Below are 17,323 nucleotides of genomic sequence, written 5' to 3'. Positions count from 1 at the left end.
CGAATACTGCGGTTCTTCTCCACCCCGTGGCCCCATCGCCACAGTTTTATGAAGTCAAATCAAACACTTAGGGGAGATATGGCAAGCTTAGCCGGGGAGATTCGGCAAGTCTGGCGGCGTGTATGAGACTCCTCGACCGCGCCGTTTTTACAGTCCTTGCGAGCATCGCGAAGCGATCCAGGGCGGCGCGCCGCTGCCGAACATGGCACGTCCCCGGATTGCTTCGCTCGCACTCGCTCACTGCGGTGGATGTCTGCTTCGAACCGGTCAGGAGCGGTCCCGGCAGCCTGCTAGAGCCGGGCCTGGATCCGCTTGCCGAGTTCGCCGAGCCGCTGTTCGAGAAGCTGCGGCACCTCGCAGACATATGTCAGCGACTGGCTCCGCTCCTGAAAGATCCGACGGTCCCAGGCGAACTTGGTCTCGAGTTCGGTCTGGTCCTTCGGCAACTCGGTGGCGTCGCCGTTGCTCGGCGCATCCTTGACTTGGCTGACCTTGTCGGCCTCGTCGCGGATGCGCTCGGCCATGCGGCGCTGGCCCTGGGCGTAGCGGGCGATGCCGCTCATGATCTTGCTGCGCTCGCCGTTCAGCACCTCGAACACGCCGGCATAGACGCGGGTCAGCGCCTTGTCCTTGGCGTCCTTGTCGGAGCCGAACTTGGCGGCGAAGGCATCGAGCAGCGGGTCGACCGCCGACAGGTCGGTGCGGCGGGAAGCGATCTTCTGCGCCAGCACGGCGGCATCGTTGTCGCTGCCCCAATCGCCGGCGGCGGCGATGTCGGGGCCGGTCCAGAACTGGCCGGCGCTCAGATTCTCGACCTTGCGCTGGACGCAGGGCCAATCCGGATCGGTCTTCGGCTGGGCCAGGGCGGCGCCGGCCGTCACCGAGAGCAGGAGGGCGAGAGCGGTGGTTCTGATCATGAGGCTTCTCCGGCCGGTCCGCCGCGCCGGGCCATGAGGCCCCGGCCCGGATCGTAGGCGATCACGGCCATCGCGAAAAAGGCGAGCGTGGTCCCGACGACGACGGCGCAGGACAGCGGCTCGAGCTGTTCGTACAGCGCGAAGCGCACGAGCTGCACGGCGTGGGTGAACGGGTTCAACTCGCAGATCCAGTAAAGCGTCTCGGACGATTCCCGGATCCGCCAGAGCGGGTAGAGGGCAGACGAGGCGAAGAACATCGGGAAGATCACGAAGTTCATCACGCTGGCGAAATTCTCCAGCTGCCGCACCAGCGACGACAGGAACAGGCCGATGGCGCCGAGCATCAGGCCGGAGGCGAGGAAGGCCGGCAGCGCCGTCAGGTAGCCGAGCGGCGGGATGTCGGTCTCCCAGAAATACGCCACCGCGAGGAAGGCATAGGCCTGGACGATCGACACCGAGACGCCCGCGATGAGCTTGGCGAGCAGCAGCATCCAGCGCGGATAGGGCGAGGTCAGCAGTACCTTCATCGACCCGACCTCGCGGTCATAGACCATCGAGAGGGAGGATTGCATGCCGTTGAACAGCTGGATCATCACGGCCAGCCCCGGCACCACGTAAGCCTCGTAGAGCACGTAGGTCTGGTAGGGCGGCTCAATGGAGACGCCGAGCGTGTTGCGGAACCCCGCCGCGAAGATGAACAGCCAAACGAGCGGCCGCACCAGCGCCGAGAAGAACCGCTCCTTCTGGTTGAAGAAGCGCAGCAACTCCCGGCGGACGATACCGCCGAGGCAGATCAGGTAGCCGACCGCATCGAGCCGCCCGAGCTGCCCCCGGGACGCGCGGGCTTTCGCGCCGAGATCGACGATCGTGGGGGATGAACTCATCGGCGGCGTCCCTGACTATCCCAGTCGCCCCACCCCGTCATTGCGAGCGAAGCGAAGCAATCCAGGGATCCGCCACGGTTCGGCAACGTCCCGCCGCCCTGGATTGCTTCGCTGACGCTCGCAAAGACGGGACAGGGCAGGCAAAACCGGGCGGCGCCTTCGCGCAGGGGGCCGCTCACGCCGCCGCCCTCCCGCGCTCGGCCACCAGCCGGCGGAAGGCTTCCTCCAGGCTCTCGGTCCCCTGCGCGATGGTGCCGGCCGTGCCGCGGGCGACGATCCGGCCGAGATGCAGAACCACCGCGTCGTCCTCGGGCCGGATCTCCTCGAAGATGTGGGTCGCCCAGAGGACCGACAGGCCCTCCTCGCGCACCAGCGCCCGGACAATGGAGACGATATCCGCCCGCGATTCGAGGTCGAGGCCGACCGTGGGCTCGTCGAGGAGCAGCAGGTCGGGCCGATGGACGAGCGACCGGGCGATCTCGATGCGGCGGGACTGGCCGCCGGAGAGGGTGCGCACCTTGTCCCCGCGCCGGTCGGCGAGACCCACCCGGTCGAGCAAGTCGCCGATCCGCGCCTTGCCCGCCTTGCGGGGGATGCCGTGCAGGCTCGCGTGGTAGAGCAGGTTCTGCTCCACGGTGAGGTCGGTATCCAGCGTGCGCGCCTGGAACACCACGCCGAGGCGGGCGAGCGCCCGCGACGGTTCCCGGTCGAGCCCGTGGCCGAAGATCGCCACCCGGCCGCTCTGGTTGTTGTAAAGCCGCGTGACCACCGAGAAGAGCGTGGTCTTGCCCGCGCCGTTGGGGCCGAGCAGGGCCGTGAACCGGCCGCGCTCGACATTCATCGACACGTCGTCCAGCGCGGCCCGCGCGCCGAAGCGGTGGCCGACATTCGCGACGAGCAGGGCGGGCGCCTCGCCCGTCATTGCCCGAGCGCCTTGCGGGCATCGGCGACGGCGTCGAGGCACTCGTCGAATTCGCCCTCGCGCTGCTCGCGCTCGGCGTTCTTCATCGCCTTCTTCAGTTTCGGCAAAGCGGCCTCGGGCGGATTGTTCGCCAGGGCGTCGCGGATCATCGTGATCCCCTCCGCGCAGGACGAGGCATCGTCCGCCGCGAGGGCGGGGGTGGCGATCAGCAGGCCGAGGATGACGAGCGCAGGTCCCCTCATCACTTCACCGTCAGGGTGCCGGTCATGCCCTTCGCCTCGAGCCCCCGCGCCTCCCACTTGTAGGCGCCGGGCTTGATGGCGACGAACTCGATGGCGATCTCGCCGGGCTCATCGAATTCGAGGTGATCGGGGGGGCCGCCGCCATGGATCTCCTTGTGCTCGATGACGATCTGGTTGAGCCAGATGTAGCGGAAGAACTCCGGCGCGTAGAACTTGTATTCCTGCCCGCCCTTGGCGACGATCCGCAGGCGGTAAGCCTTGCCGGATTCAAGTTCGATGTCCTTGTTCTCGACCACGAAGTCGTTGCCCTGATCGTTGCCGAGGACGAGATCGGGCAGGTTCTCGCGCTTCTTGGTGAGGTCGAGGGCCGAGGCCGGCGCGACACTCGCCGCCAGCACCGCCGTCATCGCGAGCGTAGCGAAGCGACCCAGGGCAGCGGGACGTTCCCAACCGTGGCGCTGCTGGATTGCTTCGCTCCGCTCGCAATGACGGAGCTGGTTGAGGAATTGTCGAAGTCCGCGCATCCGCACCCCATCCATCGCAGGCGAGTGAAGTCCCAAAAAAAGTCAGTTCGGCGAGATCGCCACGCCCCAGGGCAGCAGCCCGACGGGGATGCTTTTCACCACCTTCTCCGCCTCGACATCGATCACCGAGACGTCGTTCGAGGTGCCGTTGGTGGTGAAGAGCTGCTTCTGGTCCGGGGTGAAGGCGAGCTGCCACACCCGCTGGCCGACCGGCAGGTACTTCTGGACGTCGTAGGTCTTGGCATCGATCACCGCGACGCGGTTCGCCGGGCCGAGCGCCACGAAAGCCTTGCTGCCGTCCTTGGTGATGCGGATGCCGACAGGCTGGATCGCCTCGTCGTTCACGCTCGGGATCTTGAAGGTGATCTTCTTCACCACCCGGCGGGAGGCGACATCGATGACGCTCACCGTGCCGCCGACCTCGGCCGAGACCCACAGGAATTTTCCGTCCGCCGTGAATTCCGCGAAGCGCGGGCGCGCGTCGACCAGCACGTTGTCGATCACCTGGAAGGTCTTGGTGTCGATGAAGTGGGCCATGTTGGTCGTTTCGGAGGTGTTGACGAGGATCTTCCCGTCCGGCGACAGGCCCATCCCCTCCGGCTCGACACCCACCGGCACCTCGGCGAGCACCTTGTTCTTCTCGATGTCGATGATCGTGACTTGGCTGTCGTCCTCGTTGGCGACGTAGAGCGGGTTGCCCGAGCTATCGAGGATGAACTGCTCCGGGTCGGGCCCCGAACGGAGCGAGCGCAGAACCTTGCCGTTCGCCGTGTCGAGCACATCGATGCGGTCGTCGTCGCTGGCGCAGACGAACAGCTCCTTGCCGTCCTTCGAGAGGGTGACGCCGCGCGGGCGCCGGCCGACCTTCCACGTCGCCGTCACCGCCATGGTCGCGGAATCGATGACGCTGACCGAGTTGCCCTTCTCGTTGGTCACGTAGGCCGTGAAGGCGAAGGCCGGCACGCTCGACGCGAACCACAGCCCGAGGGCGACGCTGCCCCATCCTGCCAAAAGCTGGCGGCCCATCCGTTCTCCTCCCTGGGGCGCCCTCGCGGGGCGCTTCTCGAACCGGATTGTAGTGTCTCCGCCGCCGGATGCGAGACCGGACGGCGACGCAGGCAAATGCCTCACGGGAACTTGCCCTACTGGAACTTGCCCTATTGGAACTTGCAGGTCGTTTCGGGCAAGTCGATCCCCAGCGTGTCGAGGGGTGTGCGCTGGTGCAGGAAGCCCTGTTCCGGCGCCACCGAGACCATGGATTTCGGCTGCACGACGATGATCGGCTGCCGCATCTGGTGGTCCCAGGGGCGGAAGCTCAGTTGCACGCCCTTGTAGGCCGGCAGGCCGAAGGCGGGATCGGTCAGGAACGGGGTGACCGTGGCCGGGTCGTTGGCCTTCTTGGCCGTCACCGCATCGCCCACCGTGCGCACCGCCATCCAGGCTTGGTAGTCGAGGGGCCGCATCAGCCGCCCGGCCAACCGCTTGAAGCGGTTCTGCGCCTGGGCGGCGCCCCAGGTCTCCAGAACCGGGGACCATGTGGTCGGTGTGAGACCCTGCGTGCCGCCCACGGGACGGGGATCGACGGTGCGATAGGGGACGTAATCGCCCCAATCGCCCTCCTCGTCCGCGACCACGGCCATGTCGTAGTCGAGCCCCCGCGTGAACACCATCGCCTCGGCGCGGGTCGGCGTGTCGCCCCGCGCCTTGGCGAGCGGGCCGAAGGTCCAGGGCTTGTCGGCCGTGACCTTCAGGGCGAACTTCCGCGCCGAGTTGCGCATGGAATCGGCATAGGCCTTGTCCGCGTCGGTCGGGCCGACGATCAGGAACACCTTCCGCCAGCGCATCACCGTCAGGTACTGCGCCAGGGCATCGGTGAACATCGCCCGCGAGGGCACCACGTGGAACACGTTCGCCCGGCAATCCGCCCCCCGGAGCCGGTCGTCCGGGGCGCCCGCGTTGAACACGACTGCACCCGAATCCTTCACCGCATCGGCGACCTTGAGCACCTGATCGGCCGGAAGGGTCAGCACGAGGTAGCGGATCCCCTTGGCGACGAGGTCCTTCGCCGCCGCCACCGGGTCCGGCGAGGCGTCCGACAGCGCCCGCTCCTCCAGCTTGAAGATCTGCTTGGTGAAGCGGCCGGTCGTGTTGTCGTCGGCGATGCCCATCCGGGCGCCGGCGACGCCCTCGTCTTCCGGCACGGCCTCGGCATCGTAGGAGGCGGGTGCCTCCTGCGGCCGGTAGATCAGGCCGATCTGCGTTTCGAGCGTGGCGGGCGCAGGTGTCGTCACCGGCTCCTGCGCCAGGGCCGGACCGGCGAGCACCAGGGCGAGGAGGGCCGCAACGGGACCGGAATAAGATGCACGATCTTGCATGCACGCGGCCTGTATCAGCAATGACGGGGGGCGCTCAACCTGTCCGCGCAGAATGTCCGCGCGGAAAAACGCCTCTGGGTAGCGGGAGTTGGGGCGTCTTGCGCCTCTCGTCCATTGCCAAAACGTCCCAGCGAACGAATTGATTGCCCACAACACGGCCCCTGCAGGGCCGGCGACCGGAGGAGACGCCCGATGCGACCGACGCCCCGCCCTGTGGCCTTCGCTGTGATGCTCGCCGGTCTCGCGGCGGGGATGGGGCCTGCCGTCGCGGCCACGGAGAAGGCGGCGGTCTTCCCCATCGAGATGAACGACCCCGGTGCTTCCTACGGGGCGCGCATCCGCCCGGCGGACGCGAAGAAGCTCACCCTCGTCACCGACGAGTTGCGCAACGCCCTGAAGGCGCAGGCCGGCGTGGAGCTGGTGGACACCGCCCCCGCCGCCAAGGAGGTCGATCAGAAGGGGCCGCTCTACAAGTGCAACGGCTGCGCGGACGACATCGCCAAGGGCCTCGGCGCCGACCTGACGGTGACGGGCTACGCCCAGCGCGGCGCCAACCAGATCTTCAACCTCAACGTGACGATCGCCGAGGCCGCGACCGGCAAGATCATCCGGGGGGGCCAAGTGACGATCCGCGCCGACGACGACAACACCTGGGCGCATGGGATGCGCTGGCTGGTGAAGAACCGGCTGCTCGCCGAGCCGCTGCCGGCCAAGCCGTGAGCCGGAGTTTGCGCGAAACGTGTTCCCCTCGGGCGCACTCTGGGCTAGCCCAGGGGCGTGGTCCCGGATAGCCCGCCATCGTGACACCTGTTTCCTTCCCCCGGCTCCTCGTGAGCGTGCGCGACCCGGCCGAGGCCGAGGCCGCCCTGCTGGCGGGCGCCGACCTGATCGATGCCAAGGACCCGGACCGGGGCGCGCTCGGCGCGCTGGCCCCGGAGATCGTGGCCGAGATCATGGCCCGCCTGCCCGAGCAGGGCGTCGAGACGAGCGCGGTCGCGGATTCCACCGAGAGCCTCGCGGCCATGGCCCGCAGCGGCGCCCGCTGGGTGAAGCACGGCATCCCGCGCGACCTCTGGCAGGATGCCGACCGCCTGTCCCGCATCGCCGGCTCCGTGCCGGGGCGGGTGATCGCGGTGCTGTTCGCGGAGGACGAGCCGGGTGCCCATTGCGTGCCGGCCCTGGTGCGAGCCGGGTTCGCCGGGGCGATGATCGACACCTCCGGCAAAGCGGGCGTGCGCCTGCCGGACCTCCTCGGGCCGGAGGAGCTGGCCGGCTTCGTCGCCGCCTGCCGCGCGAACGCGCTGCTCTGCGGCCTCGCCGGCTCCCTCAGGATCGGCGACATCCCCGCCCTCTCGGCCGCCGGGCCGGATTACCTCGGCTTCCGGGGCGGCCTGTGCCGGGGCTTCGACCGCACCAACGGCATCGACCCGCTGCGCGTCGCGGAGGCCGTGCGGGCGCTGAGGCCGCAAGCGCAGGACGCGGCGTGAGGGCTGTCGTCAAGGTCGGCGGAAGCCTCCTCGCGGACGTGCCACGCCTGCGCGCCGTGCTGGCGGGCCTCGCCGCAGGCCCGCTCTGCGTGATCGTGCCCGGCGGCGGCCCCGACGCCGACGCCGTGCGCGCCGCTCAGGCCCGCGAGGGCTTCTCCGACGCAGAGGCCCATCGCTTGGCCCTCGACGCCATGGGCCGCACCGCCGCGCGGTTCCTCGCCATCGAGCCGCGCCTCGCCATCGACACCACGCCCTGGGACGAGGCGCGCGACGAGACCGCCCTCGTCTGGGACCCGGCGCTCCTGCGCGCGGGCCATCCCGACATCCCCGAGACCTGGGACGTCACCTCCGACAGCCTCGCCCTATGGCTCGCCGCGCGGCTCGGCGCGCCGTCCTGCACCCTCGTCAAATCCGCCGACGCCCCGGCGGGCTGCGATGCCGACATGCTGTCGCGGCTCGGGCTGGTAGATGCCGCCTTCCCCGCCTTCGCGCGTTGCTTCGGAGGGACCATCGTCATCGACGGGCCGGGCGGCCCGGTCCCGATCCCCGGCAGGAGGGCCGCATGAGCGACCCCGCGCAGGGCGCGTCCGAGCACATCGTCTTCGTCACCGGCAAGCTCGCCCGGCCGCGCCTCGAAAAAATCGCGGCGAGCCTGCCCGCGCGCATCCGCTGGAGCATCGCCGATGCCGGCGTGAAGGTCGCCGCGCTGATGACCGAGGAAATCATCAAGCGCCGCGTCGCGATCCCGGACGGCGCGACGCGCATCGTCCTGCCCGGCCGCTGCCGGGCGAACCCGGAGGCGCTGGCCCAGCATTTCGGCCTGCCGGTCGAGCGCGGGCCGGACGAGATCGTGGACCTGCCGGCCTGGCTCGGCCTCGCCGGCCGCAGCCTCGACCTCTCCCGGCACGACGTGCGGATCTTCTCCGAGATCGTGGACGCCTCGAAGATGTCGCCGGAGCAGATCCTGGCGCGGGGCCTCGACCTCGCCCGGCGCGGCGCGGACGTCATCGACCTCGGCGGCCTGCCGGATACGCCCTTCCCGCATCTCGAAGCCTCGGTGCGGGCCCTGAAGGGCGCCGGGCTGAAGGTGAGCGTCGATTCCTTCTCCCGCGACGAGCTTTCGCGGGGGGCCAGGGCCGGGGCCGACTATCTGCTGAGCCTCAACGAGGACACGCTGGACCTCGCCTTCGAGACCGATGCGGTGCCGATCCTCGTGCCGACCCGGCCCGAGGACCTGCCCTCTCTCGACCGGGCCATCGAGCGGATGCTGAAGGCCGGCAAGCCGTTCATCGCCGACGCGATCCTGGAGCCGATCCACCACGGGCTGGTCGAGTCGGTCGCCCGCTACCGCGACACCCGCGCCCGCTGGCCCGACATCGAGATGATGATGGGCACCGGCAACCTCACCGAGCTCACCGAGGCGGACAGCCTCGGCGTCACCGCCCTGCTGATGGGGATGTGCTCGGAATTGTCGATCGGCAACGTGCTGATCGTCCACGTCTCGAACCACACCCGCCGCACGGTGGAGGAGCACGACGCCGCCCGCCGGGTGATGTACGCCGCCAAGGCCGACGCCGCCCTACCCAAGGGCTACGGCCGGGAGCTTCTGGCACTTCACGACAAGCGCCCCTTCGTGCAAACGCCCGAGGAGATCGCGGCCGCCGCCGCCGAGGTCCGCGACCCGAACTACCGGATCGCCGTGGCCGAGGACGGCATCCACGTCTACAACCGCGACATCCACAGGGTCGGCACCGACGCGATGGCCTTCTTCCCGGATCTCGACGTGAAGAGCGACGGGGCGCACGCCTTCTACCTCGGCGGCGAACTCGCCAAGGCCGAGACGGCGTGGCGGCTCGGCAAGCGCTACGTGCAGGACGAACCCCTCGACTGGGGCGCCTCCGCCGACCGGCCGAGCGAGGACACCACCGCCTTCAAGAAGGCCGGGCACACCAAGCATTCCGGCCCCGACGCGCCGTTCCCCGGCACCCGCGACGCCCGCGCGCCCGAGCCGGAAGCGGCGGGCGAGCGGATCGTCTGCGGGTGCCTCGTGCCCTCGGACGAGGGCTGAGCCGATGCCGCTGATCCTCGAGACCATCGTCACCACGCTCTCGCCGACGGGCGCGCTGCACCTCGTGCCGCTCGGGCTGATCCAAGAGGGCGAGGATTACGTGCTCGCCCCGTTCCGGCCCTCGCCGACCATCGAGAACTTGGAGGCGAGCCCGTATTTCGCGGCCTCGAGCCCCCGGGACATCCGGGTGATCGCGGGGGCCGTCACCGGCCGGCGGGACTGGCCGACCGAGCCCTGCGAGACCATCCCCGGCCGGCGGCTGGCGGACAGTTTCGGCCATGCCGAGTTCGAGGTGGCCGGGGTGGAGGAGGACGCGCAGCGCCCGCGCTACCGGGGGCGCATCCGCCACCGGGCGGCGCATGCGGCGTTCATCGGCTACAACCGGGCGCAGGCCGCCGTGCTGGAGGCGGCCGTGCTCTCGACGCGGCTCCACATGCTGGAGCCCGCTAAAATTCTCGGCGAGATGACCTATCTCGCCATCGCCATCGCCAAGACGGCGGGCCCGCGCGAGCGCGAGGCCTGGGGTTGGATCGAGGACAAGGTGGCGGCGGCGCTTGGCCCCGACGCCCGCATCCTCGGCCGGGAGGACCGCTAAAGGCGGCAGGAGAGCAAAACGATGAAGACAATCACCCTGGCGACGGCGGCGCTCGCCACCCTCGTGGCCTTCACGGCCCAGGCGCACGGCCCGACGCGGCGCAAGGTGTCCGAGTCCATCGAGATCAACGCCCCCGCCGACAAGGTCTGGGCGGTCGTCGGCAACTGGAAGGACGCGGACTGGCTCGAGAACGTCACCAAGACCGAGACCCAGGGCGACGATCCGGCCAAGTCCAAGCGCACGCTCACCCTCAAGAACGGCAACACGATCAGCGAGACCGGCGGCAAGTACAAGCCGGACGACAAGCTGTTCATGTTCTACATCGACAAGGTCGACGTGAAGGACCTGCCGGCCAACGACTATTCCGGCACGATCACCGTCGAGCCCGAGGGCGATGCCAAGTCGAAGGTCGAGTGGAAGTCGGCCTTCTATCGCGGCTACATGAACAACGATCCGCCGGCGGACCTGAACGACGAAGCCTCCGAGAAGGGCGTCAGCGCCTGGGTGAAGGCGAGCCTGCAGAACCTCAAGAACAAGGTCGAGAAGGGCTCTTGAGCCGCCTAGCGCATCGATCCAGACGAAGGCGTCAGCCGTGGCTGGAAAAATTGATGCAGAAACAAGGAGCTAGTGCAGAGACGCATGAACGGAGTGAGTGCGTCTCTGCACTAGGGGCCGGCTTCGCGGCACTGCTCCTGACCCTCGCGCCGGCCCAGGCCGGGCCGGCGCGGGAGGCCATCGTGACGGTGCAACTCGCCAACGCGGTGGAGGTCGTGGATCTGGCCTCGAACACGGTGCTGCGCCGGATCGCCGTCGACGGCGCGCCGGCCGGCATCGCCCTCTCGCCCGACCGGAAGCGGGCCTACGTCACGCGGCCCGAGGGGCACGGCCTCGCCGTGCTGGACCTCGACGCGGGCACGGTGCTCACCGAGATCCCGCTTCCCGGCGGCCCCCTCGGCGTGGCGGCGGACCCGCGCGGCGGTCACGTCTACGTGGCCGATTGGTACGGTGCCCGCATCTTCGTCCTCACCGAAAAAGACGGCGTGCTGGCGCCCGATGGGGAGATCACGGTCGGGCAATCGCCCTCCGGCATCGCCGTCGCGCCGGATGGCGGCAGGCTCTACGTCGCCAACCGCGAGGCGAACACGATCTCCGTGGTGGATGCGGGCGCGCGGCGGGAGATCGCCGTGATCCCCGTGGGCCACCATCCGTTCGGCATCACCCTCGATGCGCAGAGCGGGCGCGCCTACACGGCGAACGTCACAAGCGACGACGTGTCGGTGATCGACGTCGCGGCGGCCAAGGAAATCGGCCGTGTGCCCACGGGGCGGCGCCCCTACGTGGTGGCGCTGCTGAACGGGCGCGGCTTCGTCACCAACCAATACGCGGACAGCGTGACGGCCTTCGACCTCGCGACGCTGAAGCCCCTCGCCGAGATCGATGTCGGCGACCACCCCGAGGGCATCGCCGCCGACCCGGCGACGGGACGCCTCTACGTGGCCGATTGGGGCGACAACCGCCTCAGCGTGATCGACGCGGCCAGCCTGAAGGCGGTGGCGCAGATCGCCACCGGCAACGGGCCGAGGGCCTTCGGCGACTTCCTGCGCTAGGGCCGCACTCGAACGAGTTGGTTCAGCCAGCCTTCTCCAGATCGCCCCCTCATCCTGAGGTGCGGCGAAGCCGCCTCGAAGGAGGGCTCCAGGGATCGCGCGGCAAGCGGGAGCCCTCCTTCGAGGCCCGCTAACGCGGGCACCTCAGGATGAGGTCAGAGGGTTGGAGCCGCCTCACTCTGAGCGGTGGCCGCCCTAGACCGGCCGGCGCTGCGGCGCCCGCCGGTAGGTGGCGCGGGCTGCGACCAGGGCGCCGCCATATTGCAGGAAGCCGTTCTCCGCGAAATCGGGAGGGCCGAGATGCGCCTGCAGCAGCAGCCGCGTTACGGCGTTGAGCAGAAGCAGCGTGACGCAGAACGCGGCGGCGGCAAGCAGCGTGGCGACGAATTCCGGCATGGCGCGTCCCCTTCGAAGCGGGTCCGCATGGCCGGCTCACGCCGCCATGCCGGCTAAGCTTAGCAAAGCCCGCGCCAAGGGGAAGGGGTGCGTCAACGCCGCCCGGAATCGGCCCCGTTCGCCACCGCCGGAGGCTTGGTCGGCTTCGGGATTTCGACGGCGAGGCGCTTCACCGGCCAGCCGTCGCTCCACCGCTCCATGTCGGCTAGGCGCGGGTTCGCCTTGAGCGCTGTGGCATCCCCGCCGGAGAAGGCGGCGGCCGCGGCGAGGTCGAAGGTCTTCCAGAAGCCGAGGTAATCGAGGGCGTCGGCACGGGCGAGGTTGATCTGCGAGACCAGCGTCTGCTGCTCACCGGTCAGCGCCATCTCGGCGGACCAGCGGAAGGGCGGCGGCTTGGGCGCGTCCTTCGGCTCGGGCGGCATCTTGATCGCCCCCGAATCGTAGGCCGTATCGGTGCCGGCCGGGGCGGCGAGGGTCGCCGTCATGGCCGGGAAGCCGTGATCGTCCGAGAGGGCACGCACGAACAGCTTGCGCTCGGCCGGCACCGCGCTCGCCTCGCGCAGGAGGCGGCGGGAGGCCGCGTCCGCCGCGCGGGAATCCTTGTCGCCCACCATGGCGACGATCAGCGTCTCGGGGGCAATCCGCTCCAGATCCTCCAGCGGGATGCCGCGCGACTTCGGCCCGCTGGCGATGCCGCCGGGCACCGCCGCGAAGATCAGCTTCGGGGCCGGAAGCCCGTCCTTCGCGGCGCCGGCAGCGAGATCCATGGCCAGCGGCGCGCCCGCGAGATGGCCGATCATCGCCACGCGGGACAGGTCGGGCTTGGCCTCCTGGTCCCCGGCGACCTCGCCGAGGGCGGCCTTCACCAGCTGGGCAGCGGTGGCGGGGGCGTCCGAGGGCTTGGTGCGGTTCACCTCCTGGAAGCGCGGGAACAGGACCAGCCAGCCCTGGCGGGCCAAATGATCGATCCAGGCGCCGTAGCTCTGCGGGTTCACCGCGCCCCAGCCGTGCAGGAACACCGCGACCGGGCGGCCGGCTTCGGGCGCCGGGCTCGCAGCGTAGAAGGCGAAGGTCGGCGCGCTCGGCCGACCGAGGGCGCGCTTGGTGATGCTGAGCTTGCGGTCGCCCGCCCCGCCCGGCCCCTCGTTCGGCTGAGCCGGAGGGCTGGCAGCCTGGGCAGCGCTCGCCACGGCGAGCAGGCCGGCGGCAAACGTTGCGCGAAGGACTTTAAGACGCATGAAGGCCTCGGGCGACGGTATGTCCAGGCCGGTTAGCACCGGTGGTTGTCCCCATAACAGATTCGGCGTCTTTGGCGATGGAGCGCGTGGCGATCTCGTCAAGTCATCGCGTTGCGATCGGACCGCGTGCCGTCGAGGGAGCGCAGGAGGACCAGGAGCGAATCGGGCAACTCGTCCCGCTCCCGCTCGAAGGTCTCGCGCAGGCCTTCGCCGATCACGGCCGCGACCAGCGCGTCCCGGGACTGTCCGCCCCGGCGGCCGAGCGTATCGGCATGATTTTCGGCAACGATGTTCATGGCTGGCGATCTGGCGAGTGGGTCGGCGCTGATGACGCGGCGCGGCGGCATACTGTGACGGAGAGCCACGAACGCGGGACCGGGGCGAAAGTTTCAGCCTCGCCGGCTGATCGCCCCATCAGGCCTGTTGCTGCACCTTGCCCGAGCCGATCACGCCGGGTCCGCCGGCCGACGGAGGCTGGCCCGCCGCTTCCTGCACCCAGGCCAGGATGTCCTCGGCCCGCCAGGGCTTGGGGATGAAGGTCGCGGAAACGCGCAGGTCGCTCGGCTGGTCGCCGGCATCGCCGGAGGTGAGCAGCACGCGCACCTTGGGCCAGGTGACGCCGATGATGCGGGCGAGTTCGAAGCCGCCGATGGGGCCGGGCGTGCGCACGTCCGAGAAGACGACGCTGACCTCCTCGGCCCTGTCGTTGAGGATGGCGAGCGCGCGGTCGGCGGTCTCGGCCTCAATCACGGTGAAGCCGGTATCTTCCAGGAGCGTGGCCGCGAGGAAGCGCTCGTCGGGCTGGTCCTCCACGACGAGGATGACGGGCTTTTGTCCAGGCTGTCGCGCGTCGCTCATCGAGCCGCTAATCCACTAGGTCTGAACGGCGAACGCGGCGATCGGTTCATCTCTAAAGCGATGCCGCACCCGCCGGACCCGCGCAGGCACAGATCCTTTCCGTTACATCGCACAGGTAACAGGAAACGGCAGTGTCATTCCGAACACAGCCGCCGTCGAACATCCGATCAACTTGGCCGTTCAGAAGTGATCATGTCGAAAGAACCGGGGAAAGACGCTGGAGCCGTGGCGCCTTCCCTCCGGATCGTCAGACGCCGTGCGCCTTGAAGAAGGCGAGTGCCTTCGACCAGCCGTCCTCGGCCGCCTCCTTGCGGTAGCTCGGCCGGTAATCGGCGTGGAAGCCGTGCGGCGCGTCCGGGTAGACGACCAGTTCCACGCTCTTGCCCGCCGCCTTGGCCGCATCGCGGGCCGCCTCGGCGGACGCGACGGGGATGCCGGTATCGGCCCCGCCGTAGAGGGCGAGGAGCGGCGCGTGGATCTCCCCCGCGACGTCCCCTGCGGTGCGCGGCTGGATCGCCGTGCGATCACCACCGAGCGGGCCGTACCAAGCGACCGCCGCCTTCAGATCGGTGCGATGCGCGTCGTAGAGCCACACCGCCCGGCCACCCCGGCACCAGCCCATCACGCCGAGGCGCTGGCCGTCGCCCTTGGCGGCCGAGGTCGCCCAGGCCACCGTGGCGTCGAGATCGCCGATCCACTGGGCGTCCGGGGTCTTGGAGATCACGTCTGCGATGATCTGCTTGACGTCGGTCATCTTCGAGAGGTCGCCCTGGCGGGCGTAGAGTTCCGGCGCCACCGCGCAGTACCCGGCCTTGGCCAGGCGGCGGCAGATGTCCTTGATGTACTCGTGGACGCCGAAGATCTCCTCGACCACGAGGATGATCGGGAACGGCCCCTCGCCCTTCGGCACCGCGCGGTAGGCGGGCATCGGCCCGTCGCCGGCCGGGATCGCGACCTCGCCGGCCTCGATGCCCTCGGCATCGGTGTGGATCACCTGCGCCTCGACCCGCGTCGTGGCGAGGGTCAGCCCGCTCATCAAGCTCGTCATCACGAAGCCCCGCCGCGACAGGGGTGACACGATGAGACCGTCGAGACCGGCATTGTCTTCGTCCCGCATATCAACCCTCGGTTGTCCTTGTGGGAATGGGCTAGCCGGCCCGGGGCGGTGCGGTCAAACCGGCGGAGGGATCCTCGGCCTGCCGCTGCGCGTCGAGGGCCGCCGCCTGCCGAGCCCGCATCCGCGCCTGAAGATGGCTGCGCCGGGCGGCGATGGCGGTGCCGTTGATCTCGCCGCCGAACAGGAACATCGCGGCGAGCCAGTAGAGGAAGACGAGGAACACCATCGCCGTGGCGAGGCCGCCATAGGTGGAGGCGTAGGCGTTGGAGAACCGCTCCAGGTAGAAGCCGAAGCCGAGCCCGGCGAGGAACCACAGGAGCAGCGTCACGCCGATTCCCGGCAGGACCGAGACGATGCTGCGACGTCCGGCCGCGACGAATTTGTGGGCGATGACCAGCACGAAGGCCAGCAGCAGCGCCGTGACGGCGATGCGCACGATGGCCACCGTGAGGCCCAGCGGTTCGAGCCCCGGCGCCACCAGGATCACCCGACTCCAGATCAGCGGTCCGAGCACCACGAGGAGGGCGAAGGCAAGGATCGCGAAGGCGCCGCAGATCACGTAGCCGATGGATTCGAGCCGGGTGAGCCACCACGGCCGGCTCTCGCGCAGGCCATAGGCGCGGTTGAGCCCCACCCGCAGGCTCTCGACGCCGGACGAGGAGAAGTAGAGCGCGAACAGGGCGCCGAGGGTGAGCACGCCGCCGCGCTGCGTCGTGAGCACGCGGTGGACCTCGGCAACGATGGGCGAGGCGATCTCGCGCGGCCACGCCTCGAAGATCAGCGTGCCCGCCTCGTCCGCGAGGGACGCCGTGCCGAACAGGCCCGCCAGCGCCGCGAGCAGGATCAGGAACGGGAACAGCGAGGTCAGGATCGAGAGCGCGATATGGCTCGCGATGGCCCAGCCGTCATGGGCGACGAACCGCTGCGCGGCGAGACCCGCCAGCCCGAGACCTTTGCGAAGCCTATCCAAAGATCCGGTCCGCTCCCGTGGGTCAAGTCAGCGTGCCGTCGATGGCGGCGAGGGGTGCCCCCCGTCAACGCCGGCCGCCGAACCCGGCGCCTTTCGCGCCGGAGTGACGCGTAGAAGCAACGGCGATGTGACGAATCCATGTTGCCGTGGCGGCGCGCCCATGCTTGGCCTTGGCGATCCGTTGCGTCATCCGATCGCCCGTGAACCCGTCGCGCCCTCCCTCCCCCTCGCCGGTCGCGTCCGCCCTGGTGCCGGGCCTGTTCGTCCTGATCTGGTCGACGGGGTTCGTGGTCGCGCGCGGGGCTGTGCCCCATGCCGACCCGTTCGTCTTCACCGCCCTCCGGTTCGGTTGCGTCGCCCTCATCCTCGGGCTCATCGCCCTGGCGGCGGGGGCGCGCTTCCCGGCGGGTTGGAAGGGCTGGCGTGGCCCGCTCGTCGCCGGCTTCCTGATGCAGGGCGTCTATCTCTCCGGCACCTTCGTCGCGATCAGCCACGGGCTTCCCGCCGGCATCGCCGCCCTGGTCGGAAGCCTCCAGCCGTTGCTGACCGCCTCCCTGGCCGGGCCGCTCCTCGGCGAGAGGGTCAGCCGCCGGCGGGCGGCCGGCATCGCCGTGGGCTTCCTCGGCGCGGGGCTGGTGCTCGCGCCGAAGCTCGGCGCCACCGATCCGGCCGGCATCCCGCCCGGGGCGCTCGCCGTGTCGCTCGCCAGCGTCGTCGCGCTGACGCTCGGCACCCTCTGGCAGAAGCGCACGGGCGGCGGCGGCGATCTTCTCGCGAGCGCGGTCCTGCAATTCCTCGGCGGCACGGCCTGCGCCATCCCGCTGGCGCTGGCCTTCGGCGGGGAGAAGTTCGACGCGGTGGGGCCGCTCTGGTTCAGCCTCGGCTGGGCGGTGCTCGTGAATTCCGTGACCGGGGTGCTGCTGTTCCTGTTCCTCATCCGCCGGGGGGCGGTGGCGGGCGTCGCCTCGCTGTTCTTCCTCGTGCCGCCGGTCTCGGCGGGGCTCGGCTACCTGCTGTTCGGCGAAACCCTGACCCTCGTGCAGATCGCCGGCATGGCCGTGGCGGCCGTCGGCGTCGCCGTGGCGAACAAGGGCTAGGCGCGCGACGTCGCGGATCGCAACCG

The 17,323-nt window shown here is 69.7% G+C and carries 21 protein-coding genes; 8 read left to right on the top strand and 13 right to left on the bottom strand.

Going from position 1 to position 17,323, the window contains the following annotated elements; all coding sequences use genetic code 11:
* Positions 1-290 precede the first annotated feature (290 nt).
* The 7 genes from ACS5Q7_RS06870 to ACS5Q7_RS06840 form a co-directional block, all read right to left on the bottom strand.
* Positions 291-917, bottom strand: coding sequence for a hypothetical protein (locus tag ACS5Q7_RS06870; protein ID WP_478338675.1), 627 nt, complete (start codon positions 915-917; stop codon positions 291-293).
* A complete protein-coding gene (locus tag ACS5Q7_RS06865) occupies positions 914-1,801 on the bottom strand; it encodes an ABC transporter permease (protein WP_478338674.1) in 888 nt (295 codons plus the stop codon). Before ACS5Q7_RS06865 ends, ACS5Q7_RS06870 begins: the two co-directional genes overlap by 4 nt.
* Before the next feature lie 175 nt (positions 1,802-1,976).
* Positions 1,977-2,723, bottom strand: coding sequence for an ABC transporter ATP-binding protein (locus tag ACS5Q7_RS06860; RefSeq protein WP_478338673.1), 747 nt, complete (start codon positions 2,721-2,723; stop codon positions 1,977-1,979).
* Positions 2,720-2,965, bottom strand: a complete 246-nt coding sequence (locus ACS5Q7_RS06855) for a hypothetical protein (protein WP_478338672.1) — start codon at positions 2,963-2,965, stop codon at positions 2,720-2,722. The genes ACS5Q7_RS06860 and ACS5Q7_RS06855 overlap by 4 nt, the downstream gene beginning before the upstream one ends.
* Complete coding sequence (locus tag ACS5Q7_RS06850) at positions 2,965-3,372, bottom strand: cupredoxin domain-containing protein (RefSeq protein ID WP_478338958.1); 408 nt, start codon at positions 3,370-3,372, stop codon at positions 2,965-2,967. The genes ACS5Q7_RS06855 and ACS5Q7_RS06850 overlap by 1 nt, the downstream gene beginning before the upstream one ends.
* Before the next feature lie 159 nt (positions 3,373-3,531).
* Positions 3,532-4,515, bottom strand: coding sequence for a YVTN family beta-propeller repeat protein (locus ACS5Q7_RS06845; RefSeq protein WP_478338671.1), 984 nt, complete (start codon positions 4,513-4,515; stop codon positions 3,532-3,534).
* A gap of 131 nt (positions 4,516-4,646) precedes the next feature.
* Positions 4,647-5,864 carry an ABC transporter substrate-binding protein gene (locus tag ACS5Q7_RS06840; protein ID WP_478338670.1) on the bottom strand — a complete coding sequence of 406 codons (1,218 nt, stop codon included), beginning with the start codon at positions 5,862-5,864 and terminating at the stop codon, positions 4,647-4,649.
* Between the two features lie 192 nt (positions 5,865-6,056).
* Here ACS5Q7_RS06840 and ACS5Q7_RS06835 point away from each other — a divergent pair, with 192 nt between their 5' ends.
* From ACS5Q7_RS06835 to ACS5Q7_RS06805, 7 genes are all read left to right on the top strand, one after another.
* Complete coding sequence (locus tag ACS5Q7_RS06835; RefSeq protein ID WP_478338669.1) at positions 6,057-6,584, top strand: DUF3280 domain-containing protein; 528 nt, start codon at positions 6,057-6,059, stop codon at positions 6,582-6,584.
* 80 nt (positions 6,585-6,664) lie between these two features.
* Complete coding sequence (locus ACS5Q7_RS06830) at positions 6,665-7,351, top strand: (5-formylfuran-3-yl)methyl phosphate synthase (protein WP_478338668.1); 687 nt, start codon at positions 6,665-6,667, stop codon at positions 7,349-7,351.
* Complete coding sequence (locus ACS5Q7_RS06825) at positions 7,348-7,917, top strand: amino acid kinase family protein (RefSeq protein WP_478338667.1); 570 nt, start codon at positions 7,348-7,350, stop codon at positions 7,915-7,917. The genes ACS5Q7_RS06830 and ACS5Q7_RS06825 overlap by 4 nt, the downstream gene beginning before the upstream one ends.
* Entirely contained in the window at positions 7,914-9,419 is a 1,506-nt protein-coding gene (locus ACS5Q7_RS06820; protein ID WP_478338666.1) for a DUF6513 domain-containing protein, read from the top strand. The genes ACS5Q7_RS06825 and ACS5Q7_RS06820 overlap by 4 nt, the downstream gene beginning before the upstream one ends.
* Positions 9,420-9,423: 4 nt before the next feature.
* Positions 9,424-10,014, top strand: coding sequence for a DUF447 domain-containing protein (locus tag ACS5Q7_RS06815; protein WP_478338665.1), 591 nt, complete (start codon positions 9,424-9,426; stop codon positions 10,012-10,014).
* Positions 10,015-10,035: 21 nt separating this feature from the next.
* Positions 10,036-10,569 (top strand): SRPBCC family protein, encoded by a 534-nt coding sequence (locus tag ACS5Q7_RS06810; RefSeq protein WP_478338664.1) that lies wholly within the window; start codon positions 10,036-10,038, stop codon positions 10,567-10,569.
* Positions 10,570-10,622: 53 nt separating this feature from the next.
* Positions 10,623-11,621 carry a YncE family protein gene (locus ACS5Q7_RS06805; protein WP_478338663.1) on the top strand — a complete coding sequence of 333 codons (999 nt, stop codon included), beginning with the start codon at positions 10,623-10,625 and terminating at the stop codon, positions 11,619-11,621.
* A gap of 195 nt (positions 11,622-11,816) precedes the next feature.
* On the opposite strand, the gene ACS5Q7_RS06800 is transcribed toward ACS5Q7_RS06805, so the two are convergent.
* The 6 genes from ACS5Q7_RS06800 to ACS5Q7_RS06775 form a co-directional block, all read right to left on the bottom strand.
* Positions 11,817-12,017: a hypothetical protein gene (locus ACS5Q7_RS06800; RefSeq protein WP_243958624.1), complete on the bottom strand. Its 201-nt coding sequence runs from the start codon at positions 12,015-12,017 to the stop codon at positions 11,817-11,819.
* 92 nt (positions 12,018-12,109) lie between these two features.
* Positions 12,110-13,255: an alpha/beta hydrolase family protein gene (locus ACS5Q7_RS06795; protein ID WP_478338662.1), complete on the bottom strand. Its 1,146-nt coding sequence runs from the start codon at positions 13,253-13,255 to the stop codon at positions 12,110-12,112.
* A 98-nt stretch (positions 13,256-13,353) separates the two neighbouring features.
* The gene (locus ACS5Q7_RS06790; RefSeq protein ID WP_478338661.1) at positions 13,354-13,551 is read right to left on the bottom strand and encodes a hypothetical protein; all 198 of its coding nucleotides are present in this window, start codon (positions 13,549-13,551) and stop codon (positions 13,354-13,356) included.
* A 118-nt stretch (positions 13,552-13,669) separates the two neighbouring features.
* On the bottom strand, positions 13,670-14,113 hold the full coding sequence (locus ACS5Q7_RS06785) for a response regulator (protein ID WP_478338660.1): 444 nt from the start codon (positions 14,111-14,113) through the stop codon (positions 13,670-13,672).
* Positions 14,114-14,360: 247 nt separating this feature from the next.
* Positions 14,361-15,230: a dienelactone hydrolase family protein gene (locus ACS5Q7_RS06780; RefSeq protein ID WP_478338659.1), complete on the bottom strand. Its 870-nt coding sequence runs from the start codon at positions 15,228-15,230 to the stop codon at positions 14,361-14,363.
* A 31-nt stretch (positions 15,231-15,261) separates the two neighbouring features.
* Positions 15,262-16,200, bottom strand: a complete 939-nt coding sequence (locus tag ACS5Q7_RS06775; RefSeq protein ID WP_478338658.1) for a YihY/virulence factor BrkB family protein — start codon at positions 16,198-16,200, stop codon at positions 15,262-15,264.
* A 200-nt stretch (positions 16,201-16,400) separates the two neighbouring features.
* On the opposite strand from ACS5Q7_RS06775, the gene ACS5Q7_RS06770 reads away from it, so the two are divergent.
* Complete coding sequence (locus ACS5Q7_RS06770; protein ID WP_478338657.1) at positions 16,401-17,297, top strand: DMT family transporter; 897 nt, start codon at positions 16,401-16,403, stop codon at positions 17,295-17,297.
* The last annotated feature ends 26 nt before the right edge of the window (positions 17,298-17,323 follow it).

The sequence above is a fragment of the Methylobacterium sp. Gmos3 genome (assembly GCF_056430985.1).
The sequence above is the reverse complement of the archived record's forward strand: the minus strand, read 5'-3'. Positions and strand labels throughout refer to the sequence as shown.